17 protein-coding genes are annotated in these 17,051 nt (G+C 47.3%); 3 read left to right on the top strand and 14 right to left on the bottom strand.

Translation table 11 applies throughout. The annotated features are described in order from the left end of the window. Nucleotides 1-4 precede the first annotated feature (4 nt). The 8 genes from nrdR to vcdP form a co-directional block, all read right to left on the bottom strand. Complete coding sequence (gene nrdR / locus OOK74_RS03065; protein ID WP_278183112.1) at nucleotides 5-454, bottom strand: transcriptional regulator NrdR; 450 nt, start codon at nucleotides 452-454, stop codon at nucleotides 5-7. Nucleotides 455-556: 102 nt separating this feature from the next. Continuing rightward, on the bottom strand, nucleotides 557-1,807 hold the full coding sequence (locus OOK74_RS03060) for a glutamate-5-semialdehyde dehydrogenase (RefSeq protein ID WP_278183251.1): 1,251 nt from the start codon (nucleotides 1,805-1,807) through the stop codon (nucleotides 557-559). An 11-nt stretch (nucleotides 1,808-1,818) separates the two neighbouring features. Beyond that, nucleotides 1,819-2,952: a glutamate 5-kinase gene (gene proB, locus OOK74_RS03055; RefSeq protein ID WP_274722516.1), complete on the bottom strand. Its 1,134-nt coding sequence runs from the start codon at nucleotides 2,950-2,952 to the stop codon at nucleotides 1,819-1,821. A gap of 159 nt (nucleotides 2,953-3,111) precedes the next feature. Further along, a complete protein-coding gene (gene crl / locus OOK74_RS03050) occupies nucleotides 3,112-3,501 on the bottom strand; it encodes a sigma factor-binding protein Crl (RefSeq protein ID WP_166013496.1) in 390 nt (129 codons plus the stop codon). Between the two features lie 102 nt (nucleotides 3,502-3,603). After that, nucleotides 3,604-4,851: an esterase FrsA gene (gene frsA / locus OOK74_RS03045; RefSeq protein WP_274722515.1), complete on the bottom strand. Its 1,248-nt coding sequence runs from the start codon at nucleotides 4,849-4,851 to the stop codon at nucleotides 3,604-3,606. A 106-nt stretch (nucleotides 4,852-4,957) separates the two neighbouring features. Further along, nucleotides 4,958-5,422 (bottom strand): xanthine phosphoribosyltransferase, encoded by a 465-nt coding sequence (gpt, locus tag OOK74_RS03040; protein ID WP_166013498.1) that lies wholly within the window; start codon nucleotides 5,420-5,422, stop codon nucleotides 4,958-4,960. Between the two features lie 35 nt (nucleotides 5,423-5,457). Then, a complete protein-coding gene (locus OOK74_RS03035) occupies nucleotides 5,458-6,750 on the bottom strand; it encodes an NCS2 family permease (RefSeq protein ID WP_166013499.1) in 1,293 nt (430 codons plus the stop codon). A 341-nt stretch (nucleotides 6,751-7,091) separates the two neighbouring features. After that, a complete protein-coding gene (gene vcdP, locus OOK74_RS15145; protein ID WP_488356474.1) occupies nucleotides 7,092-7,181 on the bottom strand; it encodes a small protein VcdP in 90 nt (29 codons plus the stop codon). Between the two features lie 460 nt (nucleotides 7,182-7,641). Between vcdP and OOK74_RS03030 the strand changes: the two genes are divergently transcribed. From OOK74_RS03030 to rimK, 3 genes are all read left to right on the top strand, one after another. Then, nucleotides 7,642-9,114 (top strand): aminoacyl-histidine dipeptidase, encoded by a 1,473-nt coding sequence (locus OOK74_RS03030; RefSeq protein ID WP_278183111.1) that lies wholly within the window; start codon nucleotides 7,642-7,644, stop codon nucleotides 9,112-9,114. Between the two features lie 234 nt (nucleotides 9,115-9,348). After that, complete coding sequence (locus OOK74_RS03025; protein ID WP_274722513.1) at nucleotides 9,349-9,792, top strand: ATP-dependent zinc protease family protein; 444 nt, start codon at nucleotides 9,349-9,351, stop codon at nucleotides 9,790-9,792. Next, nucleotides 9,789-10,694, top strand: a complete 906-nt coding sequence (rimK, locus tag OOK74_RS03020) for a 30S ribosomal protein S6--L-glutamate ligase (RefSeq protein ID WP_166013502.1) — start codon at nucleotides 9,789-9,791, stop codon at nucleotides 10,692-10,694. The genes OOK74_RS03025 and rimK overlap by 4 nt, the downstream gene beginning before the upstream one ends. A gap of 128 nt (nucleotides 10,695-10,822) precedes the next feature. Here the strand turns inward: rimK and OOK74_RS03015 are convergent, their stop codons facing one another. The 6 genes from OOK74_RS03015 to nqrF form a co-directional block, all read right to left on the bottom strand. Next, nucleotides 10,823-12,178 (bottom strand): sodium-dependent transporter, encoded by a 1,356-nt coding sequence (locus OOK74_RS03015; protein WP_274722512.1) that lies wholly within the window; start codon nucleotides 12,176-12,178, stop codon nucleotides 10,823-10,825. 202 nt (nucleotides 12,179-12,380) lie between these two features. Then, on the bottom strand, nucleotides 12,381-13,124 hold the full coding sequence (locus OOK74_RS03010; RefSeq protein ID WP_277206250.1) for a DUF2884 family protein: 744 nt from the start codon (nucleotides 13,122-13,124) through the stop codon (nucleotides 12,381-12,383). A 99-nt stretch (nucleotides 13,125-13,223) separates the two neighbouring features. Then, entirely contained in the window at nucleotides 13,224-14,297 is a 1,074-nt protein-coding gene (gene dinB, locus OOK74_RS03005) for a DNA polymerase IV (protein ID WP_278183110.1), read from the bottom strand. Between the two features lie 110 nt (nucleotides 14,298-14,407). Beyond that, nucleotides 14,408-14,641: a (Na+)-NQR maturation NqrM gene (gene nqrM / locus OOK74_RS03000; RefSeq protein WP_001091359.1), complete on the bottom strand. Its 234-nt coding sequence runs from the start codon at nucleotides 14,639-14,641 to the stop codon at nucleotides 14,408-14,410. A 20-nt stretch (nucleotides 14,642-14,661) separates the two neighbouring features. Continuing rightward, a complete protein-coding gene (locus OOK74_RS02995; RefSeq protein WP_277206252.1) occupies nucleotides 14,662-15,666 on the bottom strand; it encodes an FAD:protein FMN transferase in 1,005 nt (334 codons plus the stop codon). Nucleotides 15,667-15,814: 148 nt separating this feature from the next. Next, the gene (gene nqrF / locus OOK74_RS02990; protein WP_166013507.1) at nucleotides 15,815-17,041 is read right to left on the bottom strand and encodes an NADH:ubiquinone reductase (Na(+)-transporting) subunit F; all 1,227 of its coding nucleotides are present in this window, start codon (nucleotides 17,039-17,041) and stop codon (nucleotides 15,815-15,817) included. Between the last annotated feature and the right edge of the window lie 10 nt (nucleotides 17,042-17,051).

Below are 17,051 nucleotides of genomic sequence, written 5' to 3'. Positions count from 1 at the left end.
TGGATTAATCTTGTAGTTTAGCGATCTCTTCGCCAAATTCACGCACATCTTCAAAACTGCGATAGACCGAGGCAAAGCGAATATAGGCTACTTTATCCAGCACTTTCAGCTGTTCCATCACCAAATTACCAATCAGTTTGCTAGGCACTTCACGCTCACAGGTCGCGCGCAACTTAGACTTGATGGTGCTGATCGCAAGCTCTACCGCATCGGCACTCACTGGACGCTTTTCTAGCGCACGTTGCAGACCACCAATCATTTTATCTTCATCGAAAGGCTCGCGGTTACCATTGGTTTTGATCACGCGCGGCATGACTAATTCGGCGCTTTCAAAGGTGGTAAAACGCTCACTACAAGCCAAACACTGACGACGACGGCGCACTTGGTGTCCATCAGCCACCAGCCGTGAATCGATCACTTTGGTATCATTTTCAGAACAGAAAGGACAATGCATATTACCTCCATAACAAGGTAGTCAGTGTAGCCGATGTCGAGGAGAGAGCCAAAGAAAAAGGGGCATGCTGCCCCTTTACATTCTCGGTTTACGTCGATTTTGTTAACTGCGTGAGAGGTAATTGGCCTTACCGACCCACTTATAGCTGGTCAGCTCTTCCAAGCCCATTGGGCCACGCGCATGCAATTTTTGAGTCGATACCGCGACCTCTGCACCCAAACCAAACTGGGCACCGTCGGTAAAACGTGTCGAGGCATTGACGTAGACCGCAGCAGAGCCGGCGCTATTGATAAACAGCTCGGCATTGTACAGATCGTTGGTCATAATCGCATCGGAATGGCTAGCATTGTGCTCACGCATATGTTCGATCGCCTCTTGTACATCCTGCACCACTTTCACCCCTAAGGTGTAACTGAGCCATTCGGTATCAAAATCGCCGACTTGCGCATCACGCAGATCACTGGCAGAACTCATCAAGGCCTTAGCTTTAGGCTCAGCTACAAACGCCACTTTACCTTTCAGTTTCTCAATCAGTTTTTCCAGCAACGGTTGAGCGATTGCTTGATGGACCAATAGCGTGTCGAGTGCATTACACGCCGATGGACGCTGCACTTTGGCATTTTCAATCACCGCTACCGATTTATCCAGATCGGCACTTTGATCAACGAAAATATGGCTGATCCCAAAGCCACCGATAATCACTGGTACTGTGCTGTTTTCTTTACACATTTTATGTAGGCCAGCTCCGCCACGCGGAATGATCATATCCACGTAATCATCCATTTTCAGCAGTTGGGTCACCAACTCACGATCCGGTTTTTCAATGTACTGCACCGATGCTGCAGGTAAATCGGCTTGAGCCAAGGCCGCTTGAATGACTTTGACCAGTTCCATATTCGAGAAAAATGTCTCTTTACCGCCACGCAAAATGGCCGCGTTGCCGGTTTTAAGACACAGTGCTGCAATATCAATCGTCACGTTGGGGCGTGCTTCATAGATCACCCCAACCACGCCCAGTGGTACGCGGCGGCGAGCAAGCGCCAAGCCATTTTCCAGCACTCGACTTTCGATTTCGCTCCCGACCGGATCGTGCAGTGTGATCACGTTACGCACATCATTGGCCATCGCTTGCAAACGCTCAGGGTTGAGTAGCAAGCGATCCAACATCGCTTCCGATAAGCCCGCATCGCGCCCCAGCGCAATGTCTTTGGCATTAGCAGCCAAAATACGCGCGCTTTGTGCTTCCAATTCGGTGGCAATGATCGCCAAAGCCTGATTTTTTTGCGCCGTGCTTGCCGTGGCTAGCTGAAAAGAGGCCGCTTTGGCCGCTTTACCGAGTACGGTTAACTCCATCATTGTTTCCTTTATTCTTGAATCACGACCATATCATCACGGTGGATCACTTCTAAACCATGATCGTAACCTAAAATATCCACGATCTCTTTGCTGTGTTTACCGGCTATTTGTGCCACTTCATCTTGCGCATAAGCCACGATGCCACGCGCAATCAGATGCTGCTGCTTATCCAACACACGCACCACTTCACCGCGGGCAAAATGGCCCTGCACCCGCAGCACACCTTTGGCAAGTAGACTACTGCCTTTATTGAGCACCGCTTTGGCAGCGCCATCATCAATCACGATGTCACCCGCTGCCGCAGGACCCGCCAAAATCCAGCGTTTGCGGTTTTCTAACGCTTCTTCCAAAGCTAAAAAGCGCGTGCCTTGCGGCTCAGCACTCAAAGAATCAAAAATCACATTCGGTGCACGACCAGCGGCGATAATCACTTCAATTCCAGCTCGGCGGGCAATATCCGCTGCTTGCAGTTTGGTCGCCATACCGCCGGTGCCGAGTGTGGTACCACTACCACCGGCAATTTTACGCAACGTATCATCAATGGTGGTCACTTGTTTGATCAGTTGAGCGTTCGGGTCTTTACGAGGATCGGCGGTGAACAAGCCTTTTTGATCCGTCAGCAGCAGCAGTTTATCTGCGCCACATAAAATGCCAACCAAAGCGGATAAGTTGTCGTTGTCACCCACTTTAATTTCATTGGTGGCAACCGCATCATTCTCGTTCACCACTGGCACAATGCCATTTTCCACTAACGCATTAATCGTATCGCGCGCATTAAGAAAGCGCTCCCGATCATCGAGATCGGCTCGGGTCAGCAACATTTGCCCAATTTTAATACCATAGATTGCAAACAGTGATTCCCATACCTGAATCAAACGACTTTGCCCCACCGCGGCTAGCAGTTGCTTGCTAGAGATCGCGTTGGGCAGCGCGGGATAACCTAGATGTTCGCGACCTGCGGCAATCGCCCCCGAAGTGACGATCACTACCGAATGACCTTGCTGTTTAAGTTCGGCGCATTGGCGAGCCAGCTCGACCATATGAGCGCGATCCAACGCCAGAGTACCGCCAGTCAAAACACTGGTTCCCAGCTTTACCACAATCGTTTGTGGCGCCTTTACGCTTGATTGATTTGTCGTCATGATTGCTTATGTTGAGAAAAAAGATGAACAGACGATGTTTTAGCAATCCGCTCGCCAATGCACAAGTAGAAAAAGGGACCTCAGCCCCTTTTTCTACTTGTGTATTCGCCTGTCCTACTGATTAGCATTTTCTAACCATTAGCTATCCGAGCATAGAGATTAAGCGAACTGTGCTGATGCACTTGCAAGAGTGACACTGAGCTCAAAACGTTCGTGCAACGTTTTGACTAGCTTTTTATGAAACTCAACCTGAGTGTAATTGACTTGCTGACAAGCCGCTTCAGGAAGCGTCTCCGCGACCCACTCTCCAGCTTGGGTATAACGACCGATGTGATAGCAAGCCATCATTTCCTGCTGATGAGGGGTTAACTCCATCCACCAGCCCCAAAACTCGCGTTTTTCGGGTGGCCGCTTGTCATTGACACAGACCGCTAAGCAATCAAATAAGTAGCGCTGCTCGCTACACTCGCCTTCACGCAAATAGGGACCTATCGCCTTTAAAGCGGTACGTAGGCGATAGTGGGTTATTTTCGGGGTCATCTCAGACATAGTTGATATCCATAAGCAACAATCAAAATCCAGTTTATTGATTGATTAGACGAACAAATCTTCGCGATTGAAAGCTTACTCTTGATGAATTTTCGGCAAATGTCACTGGCAAAGTTGATCTTCTAGCCAGTTTATTGCTAAATCGAGGGATTGCTCATATCCCTGTGAAATGGTTTTAGTTTTTACTTTCTTAGCTTGCCCACCTTGGCTAAACAGTGCCAGCAATTGATTGTCGGAATAAGGTGATATCGGGTCGCCTTCTAAACTAAGGGCCAATATCGGCGTTTTAGTTCTGCGTCCAGACATAAACCCTTGAACTTTAAGGGACCAAGCCATCAATTGCCCTGCCAGACTTGGTATATCAACCACATTTTTACCTAAGCGCGATGCTAAGACATCCAAATACATTTTTGGCATGCTTGCCAATTTATTCGGCGAGGTGAAAATATCGTGGATTGGTGCGCCAAACGTGACACACGCTTTTACCTTCTCCGCTTCCAGAAAAGCCAGACGTGCCATGGCATTACCACCAAACCGAAAGCCAATCAGCCCAACGCGGAAATGGTCGACCCAAGGTAATTCCGCTAATTGATTCAATACCGCTTGGTGCAAACAGCAAGAATCCTCGCTCAACGCCCAATGTGAACTGCTGCCCAGCGAAGGCATATCAATAGTTAGCATGGCAATATCGCGCTTGACTAAATAGTCTCGAAATAGACGCCACATATCGGTTTGCAAACTGTCTAAACCGGCACTGACTAACACCACGGGTTTAGGTGAGTCGGTATTGCGCAGATGCAAATAGCCAGCGATTTTTTTATTTTGGTAAGTAAACTCTAAACGCTTGACCACATGACTGGTTAACTCAGCCGCGGCTTGATAGGCGTTGTTTGCCAACACCTGTGCTTGCAAAGCAAGATTGTCATTACGCAGATAAGGGTAGCCTGCAATGCTGTAATGCAGCGCAGCAGCAAACATCTGCTCCGCTGCATCATCACCTTGGCACTCAGCGGCTTGTTTCTGATACTGCATGCCAACTCGCGTCCACTCATAAGTCCAATTTCCACTGCAATAGCCCATCACAGTGTCTAGCCATTGATCATGAGTCCGTGAATGCTGAGATGACGCAATTCGCGCCAAAATTTGTTCTTGCTCAACCGGATCAACCCCTTGCCAAGCCCACTGTAAGCGACGCAAATTACGATACCAAGCATGAGCAGATTGCTCACGCTGCGCCTGCAACAGCTCTAAACTGCTCGGCATATACTGGGTAAGAGCTGAGGTCTCTTTGGCTTGTTTGTGGTTTTGAAACAGAGTCTCTGACAGATTTTTACTGATCGCTGGTGACATGATAAGCCTCGATACTGACGTTGCGCTAAGTTGGGCTAAAGTTGGCTAACATTAGTCAAAAAAAATGACCCTTGAAAGGGTCATTTTAGCATTCTACACAAAAAGACTATTTTTGCTTACGATTCACCGGTTCAACATAGGACAATACCATGTCCCAAGGCTGCTCAATCCAAGTATCTTGCGGAATATCCACTACGTATTCATCGACCAGATCTTTACCGGCAGGCTTGGCACACACAGTGACAAATTTGGCTTTAGGGTACATTTCACGAATTTTACGTGCAGTATCACCGCTATCCACCAAGTCATCCACGATGAGGAATCCTTCGCCATCATGCTCTGGAGCTTTAAGGATAGTCATATCCCGCTGGTGATCGTGATCATAGCTAGAGATACACACGGTATCGACATAGCGGATCCCCAATTCACGAGCCAGAATAGCGGCAGGAACCAAACCACCACGGCTAACGCCCAAGATCCCTTTCCATTGTTCTGCTGGCATTTGACGCTGTGCAAGTTCACGGCAGTAATGCTGCATATTATCCCAAGTGATAACGAATTTTTTGCTCATGTGATAAACCTAAATTGAATTTTTATAACGTTTTGTTATACAGCCAGTATGTATTTAATGACAAAAATGGCGGCCATTACCCATACGCTGAGAGATACGCTGCGCCCTTGACCACTGAAGAGTTTGATCGCCGCATAAGCAATAAAGCCCAGTGAAATACCTTCCGCAATCGAGAAAGTCAACGGCATAACCAAACAGGTGACCACGGTCGGCGCCGCTTCGGTTAGATCGCGCCAATCAATGCTCACTAAGCCTGACATCATCAGAATAGCAACATAGAACAGCGCCCCGGCAGTGGCATACGCTGGGATCATACCCGCAAGTGGCGAGAAGAATAATGCAAGCAAGAATAAAATGCCAACCACCACGGCGGTTAACCCCGTACGACCGCCAACCGCAACCCCTGAAACACTTTCCACATAAGAGGTGGTGTTCGAGGTGCCAAGCAATGCCCCAACCGATGTCGCGGTGGAATCCGCTAACAGCGCACGGTTCAAACGTGGAATTTTGCCATCTTTGTCAAGCAGATCGGCTTTGGTTGCCACTCCCACCAAGGTGCCAGCAGTATCAAACAGATCCACAAACAAGAAGGCAAAAACGACAGAAATCATGCCTAATTCAAAAACAGAAGAGAAATCCAGTTCCATAAAAGTCGGTGCAAGACTTGGTGGCGTGGACATAACTCCACCCCATTGCACATCACCGAGCACTAAACCAAGTCCAGTAATCGCTAAAATAGCGATCATGACCGCCCCTTTCACACCGCGATAGACCAGTCCAATCGTCAAAAAGAAGCCAATCGAAGCCAGTACTGCATTTAATGAGGTGATGTCACCTAGAGAAACGAGTGTGGCTGGGTTATCCACCACAATCCCAGCATTTTTTAACGCAATGAACGCTAAGAACAGACCAATACCGGCCGAAATACCAGTTCGCAATGAATGAGGAATCGAGTTGATAATCCACTCACGAATTTTGAATAAGCTCAATAGGATGAACAGCACACCAGAGCAGAACACCGCAGCCAAAGCCACCTGCCAAGTGTAACCCATACCCAACACAACACCGTAAGTAAAGAAAGCATTCAGCCCCATACCTGGAGCTTGTGCGATCGGGTAATTGGCCACAAAGCCCATGATAAAGCAGCCAATTGCCGCAGCTAAACAGGTCGCGACAAATACCGCACCGCGATCCATGCCGGCATCCGACAAAATTGCTGGGTTAACAAAAATAATGTAGGCCATGGTCAGGAAAGTGGTGACCCCAGCTAGGACTTCAGTACGCACGTTGGTGCGATATTCACTGAGTTTAAAAAGCTTCTCCAGCATGTTCGAATCCTTTAAAGGTAAAAGGTGAAAAAGTAAACGGTTGCGTAAACGATTGGCGGCGATTATAGAGTTATCAACTCACAAATTCCACACACAATTCTGCTGATACGCGGGTTTTCTAAGCGAAATAGGTAAAGTTCAAGCCAAAGATAAAGCCAATCACAGCACTGCACAAAAGAGTGCGATCAACATCAAACGGGGATTTTCGAATAAAAAAACGCCACCTCAGAGGAGGTGGCGGTGAATCATATCAACCAAACGTGGTTGCCAATAAATTCTAATTTAGGGGTGAACAAAACCTGTTCGAGATGCGAGCATCACACCTCTGTCGCCGAAACGACTCAATAGCCAAAACTACAAGGGTATGCAAAGTCACTGGTATATACAGAGTGTTGATTCCAGAACATTACTGACGATAAACCTTTATTCATTACTATCACCATTAAAATCAAAAATTGTCTCGTTGATTTCTCGGTTCCATGGAGGCGATAACTCGGACTCATCCTTTGAGCATTTACTCTTCGCTAGCGAAGTTGTACATAAATATAGCACCAAGAAATTTAATTACAACAAAAATGGGGGTTAAAATCACAAAAGCTGTAATTATTGATCTCCATCAAGTCATTAAGGTAATTAAATTACAGATTTATGAAATTAACACTCTATTTTAATGCATAAAGATGCACTAGTTACCCATCAAACAACCTGCCGTTAATTGCAAAAAATGAATCATAAACAGGTAAACACGGGGTTTATCTCCGCTTGCACCTACACCAAGGCTCAGTGCAGTGCTATGCTGTGGCGCAAAAGTTCTAGCCTGCAAGCCCATTTTTGACCATCGCTCAACACAGGTCAGAAAACATTCGGGAAATTACTATAAAGGAGTCATGCATGTCTGAGTTTCAAACCGAGATCGGCCAACTATCATCCAATCCTATTTGGCCTTTTTTCGCGTCTATTTGTGCCATTGCCCACCCCTCAAAACACGAAGAAGCGTTAGCTCAATACATTATCAAGTGGGCCACCCAGCAAGGTTTAACGGTACAGCGTGATGAAACCGGTAACGTATTAATAAAAAAACCGGCCACCGCAGGTATGGAAAATCGTAAAGGCGTGGTGCTGCAAGCGCATATTGATATGGTGCCGCAGAAAAATGAAGACACCGAGCATGATTTCAACCAAGATCCGATCCAGCCTTATATTGATGGCGAATGGGTCACAGCGAAAGGCACCACTTTAGGCGCTGATAACGGTATCGGGATGGCCTCTTGCCTTGCGGTATTGGCTGCAAAGGATATTGCGCACGGCCCGATTGAAGTACTACTCACGATTGATGAAGAAGCGGGAATGACCGGCGCATTTGGCTTGCAAGCCAACTGGTTAGAAGGCGATATTTTGCTCAACACGGATTCTGAGCAAGAGGGCGAAGTCTATATGGGTTGTGCGGGCGGTGTGAACGCCGAATTCTCTTTCCCAATTGAACGTGAAGCGATTCCTGCCGGCTATGTAGGCCTCCAACTGATCGTAAAAGGGTTAAAAGGCGGTCATTCCGGTTGTGATATTCACACTGGGCGTGGTAATGCCAATAAACTGATGGCGCGCTTTTTAGCGGGATATGCGCAACAGTTAGAGCTGCGTCTGGTCGAATTGCGGGGTGGTAGTCTGCGTAACGCAATCCCGCGTGAAGCTTTTGTCACTGTTGCACTGCCAGAAAATCGGGTCAGCGAATTAGAAACCTTGTTCCGCGCCTACACTGAGCAACTCAACGCGGAATTGGGCAAGGTTGAAACCAGTCTCGTCACTTTGCTTGAAAGTAAACCACTTCACCAGCCAGCGCTAACCACTCACACCCAGCAACGCTTAATTGCCGCACTCAATGCCTGCCCTAATGGGGTGATCCGCATGAGTGATGAGATTCCCGGTGTAGTGGAAACCTCTCTCAATTTGGGAGTGATCACCACTGAAGCCTCATCGATTAAAGTGCTCTGTTTGATCCGCTCGTTAATCGACTCAGGCCGTCAGCAAGTGGAAAGTATGCTGAGTTCTATCGCTCAACTGGCCGAGGCTAAGCTAGAGTTTTCCGGAGCTTACCCAGGTTGGAAACCGGATGCAGATTCAGAAATCATGGGTATTTTCCGTGATATGTATGACGACATTTACGGCCATAAGCCAAATATCATGGTGATCCACGCTGGCCTTGAGTGCGGGCTATTCAAAAAACCGTATCCTGATATGGATATGCTGTCGTTCGGTCCAACCATCAAATACCCACATTCACCGGATGAGAAAGTGAATATCGCTAGCGTTGATCTCTTCTGGCAACAAATGGTTGCCTTATTGAGCAAAATTCCACTTAAAGCTTAATCGTAAACTCGCCGAGCCCCACCACTCGGCGAGTTTTTATCAAAGTTTTTTATCGAGAAGGAAAATTAAATTCATTAGCTTGAATTTAAGGTTAGCTGCTAGAGTTCGCCCCCTTGAATTTCCCAGAGTTATTCACCAGACTCTCTTCAAGCGATAACTTGCCAAATGCAGGTTGTTTAGAGGTTACTGCTGGTCCTTGGCAGTATCTGCATTTCTCCAACGAATGACATTGCAATGAAACAAAAAATGCTGGTCGGATGGCGTGAAGAACTCAGCCTTCCGGGGTTAGGTATTGCACGGATTAAAGCCAAAATTGATACCGGAGCCCGAACGTCTTGCTTGCACGCGTTCAAAATCGAGCGCTTCGACAAAGGATCGATGCCATGGGTGCGTTTTTGGATCCACCCAATGCAGAATAATGTTGAACTGGTCAATGTATGTGAAGCCGAGGTGATTGATCAACGCAGTGTGCGCGATTCTGGCGGTCACCAAGAACAACGCTATGTGATCCGTACCGAGGTAAGTTTTGGAGGCCAAACATGGCCAATTGAGATCACCTTAACCAACCGGGAAAATATGGCATTTCGGATGTTGTTAGGCCGCACCGCTATGCATCATCGAATCATCGTTGATCCGACACAATCGTTTTTAATCCCTTTCGAGGAACCGAATAAATGAAAATTGGTATTCTGTCACGTAACGCTGCACTGTATTCCACCAAGCGTTTGATTGAAGCATGCCAACAGCGGGGCCATGAAGTTCGCGTGATTGACGCTTTACGCTGTTATATGAATATCAATTCGGATAAACCGGAAATTCATTACCGGGGCGAAGAATTAGCCGGCTTTGATGCCATTATTCCGCGCATTGGTGCCTCGGTCACCTTCTACGGTACTGCGGTACTGCGCCAATTCGAAATGATGGGGGTATATCCGGCCAATGAATCCGTGGCCATCACCCGCTCGCGCGACAAATTACGCTCGATGCAGTTGTTATCTCGCCGAGGCATTGGCATGCCGATCACCGGTTTTGCTAGCAAACCTGACGATGTAAAAGACTTACTGGATATGGTGGGCGGCGCACCGGTGGTGATCAAACTATTGGAAGGCACGCAAGGCATTGGTGTGGTGTTAGCCGAAACCCGTACCGCAGCCGAAAGTGTGATTGAGGCTTTTATGGGACTCAAGGCCAATATTATGGTGCAAGAGTACATTAAAGAAGCGGGCGGTGCCGATATTCGCTGCTTTGTGATCGGTGGAAAAGTGATTGCCGCGATGAAACGCCAAGGTGCTGATGGCGAGTTTCGCTCCAATCTACACCGCGGAGGTACCGCGTCATTGGTCAAAATTACCCCTCAAGAGCGTAAAACCGCGATTGATGCCGCCAAAATTATGGGGCTAAATGTCGCCGGAGTCGATTTACTGCGTTCAGCTCGTGGACCACTGGTAATGGAAGTGAACTCCTCACCGGGCTTAGAAGGGATTGAAGCGGCAACCGGTAAAGATATCGCAGGAATGATCGTCGAATTCATTGAGAAAAATGCCGCCAGCAAAAGTACTAAAACTCGCGGCCGAGGCTAGCGACAATTACCGATAGCACGCCAGTTGATGGTGGGGAAAGCACGTTTCCCCACTCTACACTCCAATCTTGCTCAGTGGGCGGCTCACCAGTCAAACCCGCCAACCGCACACTTATCCACTCAACATATTTAGCCAAAAGAAGCCCAAATCACCGTGGCGACCAGAATTGGGCAGACAAATTTCACATACCAAGGCCAAATTTTACCAAACAGGCTCTGTTTCAGCTCAGGGAAACCCGCTTGCAGCTCTTGCATTTTGCTATCACGATGCCATACCCAGCCACCAAATAGACAGAACATCAACGCCGCGGTCGGTTGCAGATATTGCGTGGCAAACATCGCGACTAAGCCAAACAGTGCGCCAAAGTTATACACGATCACCACACTGACCAGCGCAATCAAACCACCCAAGGCCCAACTGGTCGGCGTACGGCGCGTATTAAAACGCTCTCCGACTAGAGCCACTGGACACTCCAACATTGAGATGGAAGAGGTCAGTGCGGCAATGGTCAACAGCAAGAAAAACACCATCGCAAAAATCTGACCTAGGGTACCTAAGCTATCAAACATCAAAGGTAATACGGTAAAAACTAAGGTGTCAGAGCTCAGTAATGAGCCATCGGCAGCGTAAATTTCAACCCCTTTATTCATCGCCACAAACATTGCTGGTAACACCACAAGACCAGCAATAAAAGCGATCGCAGTATCCACCAAAGTCACACTCATGGCCATTTTGGGCAGGTTTTCCTGCTTACTCAAATAAGAGCCATAGATCAACATCGAGCAGCCACCAATGGTTAACGAGAAGAAGCCTTGTCCCATCGCGGCTAAGATCAGTTTGCGATCCCACACTTTGTCAAAATCAGGAATCAAATAGTGCTGCAAACCTTCCATCGCACCTTGCTGAGTCATGATGTACACAAACAGCACGGCAAACAGCACAAATAGTGCCGGCATCAAACGGGTTGACCAACGTTCAATACCCTGTTTTACGCCACCTTGTACAATCAAAATTGTCAGCATATAGAACAGGATAGTGCCAAACAGGTTACGCTCGACACTAAAACCTTTTAACCATGCACTCGCACTTGCCAAGCCAAGCAAATCAGCCATCGCTCCAAACAAGAAACAGATGATCCAGCCGCCAACAATGCTGTAAAACGCTAACACCGCGCTCGGCACACTTAACCCTAACCAGCCAACGAAGCCACCCATTTTTTTAGTGATTGGATTGCTGGTTAACGAGCGCATGCTATCAACCGGATTGGCTTGGCCGTAACGACCGATCGCCATTTCCACCACCAGCATTGGAAAGGCGACCACGAAGATCATAATCAGATAGACCAACAAGAACGCACCACCACCATTGCTGGCAGCTTGGGTTGGAAAGCCCCAAATATTGCCTAAACCCACTGCGGCTCCTGCAGCCGCAAGAATAAAACCAAGACGAGAGCTGAATGTCTCACGAGAATTTGTTTGTGTCATATCGACGCTTCACCATAACAACACACTAGTTAACTAGTACATTAATACAAAGTGACCATCGACTCAATCATCAATAGAATCATTCGCTTAAAAAACCACCACTCAGTGCGCATTTATAGCCAAACAACTTGGAATTGCAGATAGGCAGCAAGTAAGTGAGTCCCCAATCACATAGGAAAACTATGTGATTGGGGTGGCTAGCTTAGAGGCTGAAGATTTGATAACCCTTTAATTGGGGGATCTTTTGATGCAATTGCTGCTCTTGCAACGTTAACTGATTCAGCGTTTCACACCACTCACCTGCTTGCTGGGCAAAACTTGAGTGACTCGCCTTTAACTCGGTATCTAATTTACCTTTTAAATCCGCCATCTTTTTGCTCAGTTGATTGAGATCTAAACCACCCTCTTGCTGCATGTGGCTCGCCATCACGGTAAATGCACTGGCAAACAACTGCTGGCTAAGCACCACTTGAGCCTGAGCAAACTGTTGCTGCCAACGCTGCTGCATTGCATCAAATGTGGCAGCAGGTACCACCAACTCACCGTCTTTTAAATACTCAGCTTGCATCTCTACCCACAAGCTCGCCATCGCTTGTTTGACGTTGTCGAACGCTTGTGGTGCGTCTAAAGAATTAGCGATTTCATCTACCCATTGATTAGCCTGCACCAGTGCTTGATCAGCCCAGTGCTGTGCTTTAGGTTGCAGGCGAGTTAGCTGAACACGGTAATCTGCCAGCGCAGCTTGCTGCTCGGCAGTGAGATTTATTTTCTTACCTTGAATCGCAAGATGGTTTTGCTGATCTAGCACCGCTTGATCATGACTGCTACGTAAAATGGCAATACGCTGCGAATTAACGTGCACTTCATGTTGAATATCGACTCGGCACTGTGCAGCCCAAGTCGCCGGACTGATCAATAGCGCTAAAAATAACATGATTTTTTTCATAGTGTTCTCTGTGGCTGCTTTATGGCTGATAATAATTAATGGCGATGAATCCTACGCCAAGCCAATGTCAGAATAAATCAGTGACGGATGGTAACTTTGTTATGGATTAGGAAACATCGATAGCTGCTTCATCTGCAGTTCCGACTTTAGCATCACACTGACCCCCAGCAAACGAATGCTACGCCCGTGTTGACGCTGCAACACTTGTTCAAGCAGTGTATGAAAATAGTCCAAATCTAACGTCGGATGCACATGTTCGATAGTCGTGAGCTGAAAATCCGCAAACTTAACTTTAATACCTTGCTTAATAATCGCTCGCTGTGGATGAGCTCGTTCAAGACGAGCACAGAGTTCCGGATATAACTTTTGTTGTATCACCTGCCAACATTCCGCCAAGGAGTTGATATTGTGACTAAAGGTATATTCGACTCCAACCGATTTTCGCTCACGCTCAGTGATCACTTCTCGCTCATCAATCCCGTGACTCTTTTTCCATAATGATGCGCCTAAGCGACCAAATTGATGCAGCAACTGCCGATAATCTGCGTTTCTGACATCGGCACCCACATAAAGCTGGGCTTGATGGAGCTTTGCTAACGCGACCTTACCCACACCGGGGATTTTCTCTAACGGTAGCCGATCAACCATGGCTTGCACCTGATCCGGCGTCACCACATACAATCCATTGGGCTTATTGATGTCAGAGGCCACTTTGGCCAGAAATTTGATCGGTGCAACCCCCGCTGAAGCGGTAAGATTTAGCTCTTGCCAAATATCACGCCGGATCGCCTCCGCGATCAATGTCGCACTCCCCTGATAGGCAGTAGCATGACTGACATCAAGATAAGCCTCATCCAACGAAAGCGGTTCAATCACTGTAGTGTAACGCTGGAAAATGGTACGAATTTGTTGTGAAACCTGTTTATAAACCGACATCCGCCCCGGCACGACATGCAATTGTGGACACAGTTTTAGCGCCTGAGCGGTGGGCATTGCAGAGCGCACTCCAAACTGCCGCGCTTGATAGTTACAGGTACTGATCACACCGCGTTGCTTCTCATGCCCGCCGACGGCAAGCGGAATATCACGATATGCTGGGTTATCGCGCATTTCAACTGCCGCAAAAAAGCAGTCCATATCGACATGAATAATCTTGCGAATTGTAGGTTGCATAACTCACCAAGCTGTATATTTACACAGTATAAAAGTAAGTCTGCAATAAGGAAAGTCGAATCATAAAAAAGCTCGCCGTAGCGAGCTTTGGGTAGCACTGAATATACGCTTTATGCGATGCGATCTTTTTCCCAAGCCGCAAGACGCTCTGCTCGTGCAGCCGCTTTCGCTTCACGTTTTTTACGGGCGTCACAAGGCTCAGGACAGTTACATACTTTTTCAATCCCAACCGCGCCTAATCCTCCACAGCTGCCTTTCACAACTTTACGTTGGAAAATGTAGCCGACCGCCATCGCCGCTATCACGGCTAGGAAAAAACCAAAAGTAATCAGAAAGGTATTCATTATTTTATGCTCACTCTAGGCTATTGATTTAAAAATGGCTTAAACGCCGTTGATACATACTCTTTAAAGCCACCATCGGTCTTGACAATGATCAGCGCCGGTATTTGTTGTGCTTCCGCGAGCGCCATAGCACGCTCTTCTCCCATCACCATCAGCCCGGTGGCTAACCCATCGGCCGTCATGCAGGATTTATCCAGCACGGTCACCGAGACCACCCGATTGTTGATCGGCCGCCCGGTAATTGGATCAATAATATGCGAGTAGCGAATTCCATCTTGCTCAAAATAATTGCGATAATCCCCCGAAGTGGCAACCGCATACTCACCAGGTTCGATGATCTCTTGCACACTACGCTGCTCTACCGTGGGTTTTTCAATCGCAATTCGCCAAGCTTTTCCCTCGCGGTTGACCCCTTTGAGACGAATTTCACCACCAATTTCAACCATATAATTGTTGATGCCTTGTCCCTGCATATAATCAGCCACCACATCCACTCCCCAACCTTTCGCAATAGTGGACAGATCAACATACAGTTGTGGGATAACTTTAGTCAGCGTATGACCTTCAACTCGTAAATGCTCAATTCCTGTCATGGCACGACGTGCATTTAACTCTTCATCAGAAGGCACAATATCCGGCCGCGCTTCAGGACCAAAACCCCAAAGATTCACCAAAGGACCGACCGTGACATCGAGTGCGCCTTGTGTTAATCGATTAAGACGGATCGCTTCTTTAACCACAGTCGCAGTTTCAAGCGACACATTAAATGGCTCAGCGCTGGTATGTTGATTAAAGCGGCTCAGTTCAGAGTCGTTACGGTAAGTCGACATCTGCTGATTAACTTGTTCCAGCAAGCGGGCAATCTCACCCTGTAAAGTAGTGGAATCAGCGATATTCGGCTGCACAATATATTTAATGTTGTAACTGGTGCCCATGGTCGGACCGTTAAGATGCACCTGCTCGATCGGCTTTTCACAGCCCGCGAGCAACAGTAGAGCAGCGAATGCAACAAGCCAATTTTTCACTTGCTTACTCCTTTGATAATTAAAGATTGATATGGGAAATGCCATTCGAATCGCTCAACGGCTCGCAATCGACACTTTCAATATCCACTTTGCAAAAAACAATGGCTGACTCTAATGAGCCAGCCATCAGTATAGCGCGAGTTATTGGTTAACCGCCGAAGTCATCCAGCAGGATGTTTTCTTCTTCTACACCTAGATTTTTCAGCATATTGATTACCGCTGCATTCATCATTGGTGGTCCGCACATGTAGTATTCACAATCTTCTGGCGCATCATGATCGCGTAGATAGTTTTCGTACAACACGTTATGGATAAAGCCGGTGTAACCTGTCCAGTTATCTTCAGGTAGAGGATCAGACAGAGCACAATGCCATACAAAGTTATCATTCTCAGCCGCTAGGCTATCAAAATCCTCTGCATAGAACATTTCACGTTTAGAACGCGCACCGTACCAATAAGACATTTTACGCTTAGATTTCAAACGCTTAAGTTGGTCAAAGATATGCGAACGCATGGGCGCCATACCAGCACCACCACCGATAAAGACCATTTCTGCATCGGTATCTTTTGCGAAAAACTCACCGAATGGGCCTGAAATCGTACACTTATCACCCTCTTTTAGTGACCAAATGTAAGAGGACATTTGACCAGGAGGTGCATCTGGATTATTTGGCGGCGGTGTAGCAATACGCACGTTAAGCAGAATGATGCCAAACTCTTCTGGGTAGTTCGCCATTGAGTAGGCACGAATGATGTCTTCTTTGACGATCGATTCATAGCGGAACAGATCATACTTGTCCCAATCATCACGATACATCTCTGGTACATCAAAATCCGCATACTTAACATGGTGTGCAGGAGCTTCAATTTGGATATAGCCACCGGCACGGAAAGGTACCGATTCACCATCTGGAATTTGCAGCTTAAGCTCTTTGATGAAAGTGGCTTTGTTATCGTTAGAGATAACCGTACATTCCCACTTCTTAACGCCAAAGATCTCTTCTGGTAATTCCAGTTCCATATCGGTTTTCATCGCCACCTGACAGGCTAGACGTTCACCTTCACGGGCTTCACCTTTGCTGATGTGATCCAGCTCAGTTGGCAGAATATCACCACCACCCGATTTGATTTTTACACGGCATTGGCCACATGAACCACCACCACCACAAGCCGAAGAAACAAACACCCCAGCACCAGCTAGTGCTGTCAGTAACTTGCCACCCGGTTGGGTTACGATCGCTTTTTCAGGATCGCCATTGATCGAAATTGTAATGTCACCTGTTGGTACTAGCTTAGATTTGGCAAACAAAATCACCAAAACCAGAGCCAGTATAATCAGGGTAAACATCACTACACCAAAAATAATAGTAGACATTAACTATTCC

It is taken from the genome of Vibrio misgurnus (assembly GCF_029635775.1).
GTDB lineage: Bacteria > Pseudomonadota > Gammaproteobacteria > Enterobacterales > Vibrionaceae > Vibrio > Vibrio chanodichtyis.
Note: the sequence above shows the minus strand (reverse complement) of the source record. Positions and strands in the feature narration are given on the sequence as shown.

What these genes read in the sequence shown, in the direction of transcription:
- OOK74_RS03025 (WP_274722513.1), top strand. Translation starts at nt 9,349, where the DNA reads ATGAAACAAAAAATGCTGGTCGGATGGCGTGAAGAACTCAGCCTTCCG.
- OOK74_RS03015 (WP_274722512.1), bottom strand. Translation starts at nt 12,178, where the DNA reads ATGACACAAACAAATTCTCGTGAGACATTCAGCTCTCGTCTTGGTTTT.
- dinB (WP_278183110.1), bottom strand. Translation starts at nt 14,297, where the DNA reads ATGCAACCTACAATTCGCAAGATTATTCATGTCGATATGGACTGCTTT.
- nqrM (WP_001091359.1), bottom strand. Translation starts at nt 14,641, where the DNA reads ATGAATACCTTTCTGATTACTTTTGGTTTTTTCCTAGCCGTGATAGCG.
- vcdP (WP_488356474.1), bottom strand. Translation starts at nt 7,181, where the DNA reads ATGAATAAAGGTTTATCGTCAGTAATGTTCTGGAATCAACACTCTGTA.
- proB (WP_274722516.1), bottom strand. Translation starts at nt 2,952, where the DNA reads ATGACGACAAATCAATCAAGCGTAAAGGCGCCACAAACGATTGTGGTA.
- crl (WP_166013496.1), bottom strand. Translation starts at nt 3,501, where the DNA reads ATGTCTGAGATGACCCCGAAAATAACCCACTATCGCCTACGTACCGCT.
- rimK (WP_166013502.1), top strand. Translation starts at nt 9,789, where the DNA reads ATGAAAATTGGTATTCTGTCACGTAACGCTGCACTGTATTCCACCAAG.
- OOK74_RS03060 (WP_278183251.1), bottom strand. Translation starts at nt 1,807, where the DNA reads ATGGAGTTAACCGTACTCGGTAAAGCGGCCAAAGCGGCCTCTTTTCAG.
- OOK74_RS03010 (WP_277206250.1), bottom strand. Translation starts at nt 13,124, where the DNA reads ATGAAAAAAATCATGTTATTTTTAGCGCTATTGATCAGTCCGGCGACT.
- frsA (WP_274722515.1), bottom strand. Translation starts at nt 4,851, where the DNA reads ATGTCACCAGCGATCAGTAAAAATCTGTCAGAGACTCTGTTTCAAAAC.
- OOK74_RS03035 (WP_166013499.1), bottom strand. Translation starts at nt 6,750, where the DNA reads ATGCTGGAGAAGCTTTTTAAACTCAGTGAATATCGCACCAACGTGCGT.
- nrdR (WP_278183112.1), bottom strand. Translation starts at nt 454, where the DNA reads ATGCATTGTCCTTTCTGTTCTGAAAATGATACCAAAGTGATCGATTCA.
- OOK74_RS03030 (WP_278183111.1), top strand. Translation starts at nt 7,642, where the DNA reads ATGTCTGAGTTTCAAACCGAGATCGGCCAACTATCATCCAATCCTATT.
- nqrF (WP_166013507.1), bottom strand. Translation starts at nt 17,041, where the DNA reads ATGTCTACTATTATTTTTGGTGTAGTGATGTTTACCCTGATTATACTG.
- gpt (WP_166013498.1), bottom strand. Translation starts at nt 5,422, where the DNA reads ATGAGCAAAAAATTCGTTATCACTTGGGATAATATGCAGCATTACTGC.